This is a genomic window from Streptomyces sp. A18, assembly GCF_059026065.1.
Window position 1 is genome coordinate 1 of the sequence record NZ_JBWLKL010000101.1, and the last position, 3,862, is coordinate 3,862.

Here is a 3,862-nt window from a genome sequence, read left to right on the forward strand (position 1 = left end):
CTTCTCTGAACTATCAGCTTGCGCTGGTTTGTTGGGGTTCATCGGAGTCGGGCGGGGTGCGCTGGATGGTGATGTGGCGTCCCGCGACGTCGAGGAAGGAAGGCATGCCGAGGTGGACTGCGGCATCGTGGCGGGAGACCAGGTTGTCGAGCTGGGCGAGTTTGGCGTTCGCCGCGGCCAGGCTGACCTTGAGCCCTTCGACTTCGCCGCCCCATCCTTCTCGTTCGGCTTCGGCGATGCGGGCGATGAGGTTGTCGCGGATGTCCACGAGCCGTGATCGCTGGGCCGGGTCGGCCCGCAGGAGTGGGCATCGTGTGCAGCTGTGCTCGTGGATGCAGCTGGTGCCGTAGGCTCGTCCGCAGTCGCCGAGTGCCACCTTGCGGCGCTCGAAATGACCGAGGAACTCTTCCCATTCCTCCTCTGTGGGGCTGCGGTATTCCTCGCTGGGACGCAGGTCCCGGCGGCGGGCGATGAACGCCCGGTGTCCGTTGATGGCCTCCTCGGGATAGACGGCCTTGTAGCCCATGGTCGTATTGATATCCCGATGTCCGAGCACCAGTTGGGCGATGTGGGGCGGCATGCCGTTCATGACGGCGTCGGTCGTGAAGATCCTCCGGAAGTCGTGCGGGGCGAAGTGCAGCGGCTTGCCAGCGGTGTCCGTGAACCCGGTGGCGGCGAGTGCGTCCTGCAGGAGGGTGCGGATGCCGTCGATCGGGATCGGTCGGTCCTCCAGGCCGATCTTGCGCTGGAACAGCAGCGGCATGGGCGGGTTCCAGACCTTCTCGTGGTGGTCGTAGGCGATCACGAGGGGAACGCTGCCGTCGGCGGAGCGGATGCGGCAGATGATCGCGGAGAGCACGTCGGCGAGTTCCGGGGAGACCACCAGGAGGCGTTCTTCATCGGTCTTGGAGGGGGCGATCTGCAGCAGCGGCACGACCTCACTCGTGCTGGGCAGCCGGTATTGGACCAGGCTGTGATGCGAGATCTCGCTCAACTCCTCGATGCGTACTCCGGTCATGCGCAGGACCTCGACCGCGGCCCAGCCCCAGAAGGTGTTGCTCTCTTCTCGGACCAGGTTCCGGCGCCTCCCGGTCTCCGGCTCTTCGGCCCAGAGATGTGGTGAGTGCCGTCTGAGGATCGCGCGCCGCAGTGTGAGGTCACCCGCGGTGAACAGCTCGCCGGGGCGGACTCGTGCAGCGGCCTCCAGCCGGGTGGCGGCGGCCTTGCGGTTCCGGTCAACCGCTTCGATCAATGCCGGGAGGACAGGGAGTCGTTCACGGGTGCGCTGGTGCATCCGGGCCTTCTGCCGGGATTTCATCTTGTGGTTCTGGACGTCGGCGGCGCGGATCGGGCAGGGCACTGCCCACGGGCCCCACCGGGAGGGCTCGTCCAGCGCCCACTGCGCGAGGTCGAGATAGAAGGCTCGCACCGTCATCAGGGTGCCGGACGCGGTGGCCCGCTCCACCGTGGTCTCCGTGACCACACCGTGGTCGTCGGTGGTGCGGACGGTGCGGGTCTGCAGACGTCGCTTCCAGGCCGCGGCGACGTCGGGGGCGAGCCGGAGTGAGTCGATGCCCAGGTGGTGGTTCTCCAGGTCCTTCCAGAACCACAAGGCCAGCGCGGTCGCCAGACCGGTCAGCGTGTTGTAGTCGACCGAGGGCTGACGTTCCTTCAAGTAGTCGACCAGCAGATTGCGTACGGGCTGACAAGACAGGTCGTAACGGTCGACGAGCTGCTCGACGGTGAGTTGGCCGGGGAAGCGCGTGCTGAACATGCGGACCGACGGCGGCGCATCCGACGGGAAGACACCGAGGGAGTGCAACAACTGGTAGAAGAACGGACTGTGGCGATGCGACTTGGCCGGCGGAGGAAAGATCTCCCTGCTCTTCTTCAACAGCTCCAGGCAATCACCCGGTGTGACGTCGGCGACCGTGCCGCCCTTGGCCGCCAGGACAAGCGCGATCTTCTCGATCGCGGGCAGCACCGTGGAGTCGCCGACTGTGCTCGCCGTCCGTAGAGCCCTCAGCTTGGCGATAGCCTCGCCGTCGCGAACGTGCTCCATCTCGTTCGTGATCCGCAGCGGTGACGCAGTGGCCATCAACCAGCCCAGGTCGGGCCGCAGAACGTCACCGCCGATCAGCTGGATCAACCCCATGCCGAGGATGTTGAAGATCCCCTCGCCGCGGGGGCCCAGGTTGTCGACGCTCCTCAGATCGCTGATGAGGCGGAGCCGCCAATCCACGTGCCCGTCGGTGGCGACGCCGCTGGCGTCCCACCGCTCCTCCCAGGTGCTGCCGGGGTGCATCTCCAGCCAGTCGAGCACCTTGAACAGGGACAGCTTGCGGTTGTAGCGCGTCTTGGAGTCCTTCGCCAGGAACGGCGGTGCGAACATCCGGGCCACCACGGCGGCTCTGGACTGCCGAGTCGACGGCCAACTCTTCGGGTTGACGCGGGGCGGGAACTTCCTCCACAGAGCCGCGGCTTCCGCGCTGAGCTGCCAGGGCCGTGCAGCCACCGCCGCAGTGATCGCACTGGTGGTCACGGCCGCCCCCGGCCGAAGAGAACATCCAGACTCTCCGGACGGTAGTGCAGCGTCGGTGGCGCAGGCTCAGCCGACTGCTCGGTCTGGCGCCGGTGATGGGCCAGGACGCTTTCGATGACGTCCTCGGCGGTGGGCGTGACATAACGTTGTGTAGTGGAGAGACGGGCGTGTCCGAGGACCCATTGGACGTCCGTAATCGGCATGAGCGGGTCGCGGGCCAGCCGGTAGGCGGCGGTGTGCCGCAGGTCGTGCAGGGACCAGTTGGACCCGAGCATGTTGTTCGCACGCACGAACATCGCCCGCGCGGCGTGGTAGTTGAGAGCGCGAAACGGCCGCCGCAGCGTCCACCACAAGGGAGCGTCCGGGCCGTGGGACACCAGCCCGTACGTCTTCTGCTGATAGAGCCGCAGCCAGACGAACGCATCCGGGGAGGCCGGCAGCTGCTGCAGTGCGCGCGAGCCTTTGCGCACCACCGTGACCAGCTGCCGCCCCGGATCCGTGCCCGAGCACAAGACGCCGAGCAGTTCCGCGGCCCTGGCCCCGGTGGAGATCCAGAAGGCGACCAGGGCCCGGTCCCGGTCCGAGGACAGCCTCGCGAACAGCTCGTTGAAGACCTCGTCGGGGATCTGACGTGGGATGCGCTGGGGCTGCCGCGGCCGGAACAGCCCGGACCGCTGTGGACGCCACGGCTCCATCGGATTGTGATGCGCGTTCGCCCGAGGAGCCCTGGCCAGCGGAAACGGGTTCACCAACGGGCCGGTCCCGGCTTCGAGGTGGTGGGTGTAGAAGCCGCGGAGCACCGTCTCGCTGTGCGCGACGGTCGAGGACGCGTACGTCTTCCCGATCGGCCGCTTGCCAGTGATCGGGTTCGTGCCTCGGGCATTGGCTGACGCCGACGTAGTCGACCTCGAACTGCGGCGTGGCCGGGGCGGCTTGACTGTGATCTGGATCCATCGGGAGAAGTCACGGGCCTCGATCCGGGTCGCCTCGTTCCACGGCACCGCGATTGCCCACAGGAAGCGGTACCAGCGGAGCAGATCCATGCCGTACGAACGCTGTGTCGTCGCCGGCCGCCCGGCCGCCTGCAGATCCTTCAAGTATGCAGCTACCGAACCCACCGGCACCCCGGCCGGATTCACCAGCCTGTACGGCTCCCACGGATCCCTGGTCTCCATCAGCGACCCCACCCGCGGCACCACAAGAGAACCCAAGTCCCTTGAGACATCCTCATATTCGGCCATGGCACGTGAAGGTAGACAGCCCACCACCTCCCCGTCTCCAGAACAACGAGGAGACCTCCCGTAGTTCAGTCAACACGCC

Annotated in this window: 2 protein-coding genes; both read right to left on the reverse strand. The window is 67.0% G+C overall.

Annotated features, from left to right (window positions below; all coding sequences use genetic code 11):
* Positions 1 to 13 precede the first annotated feature (13 nt).
* A complete protein-coding gene (locus tag AC5P1C_RS43445; protein ID WP_493871539.1) occupies positions 14 to 2,542 on the reverse strand; it encodes a tyrosine-type recombinase/integrase in 2,529 nt (842 codons plus the stop codon).
* On the reverse strand, positions 2,539 to 3,639 hold the full coding sequence (locus AC5P1C_RS43450) for a tyrosine-type recombinase/integrase (RefSeq protein WP_493871540.1): 1,101 nt from the start codon (positions 3,637 to 3,639) through the stop codon (positions 2,539 to 2,541). Before AC5P1C_RS43450 ends, AC5P1C_RS43445 begins: the two co-directional genes overlap by 4 nt.
* Positions 3,640 to 3,862 lie beyond the last annotated feature (223 nt).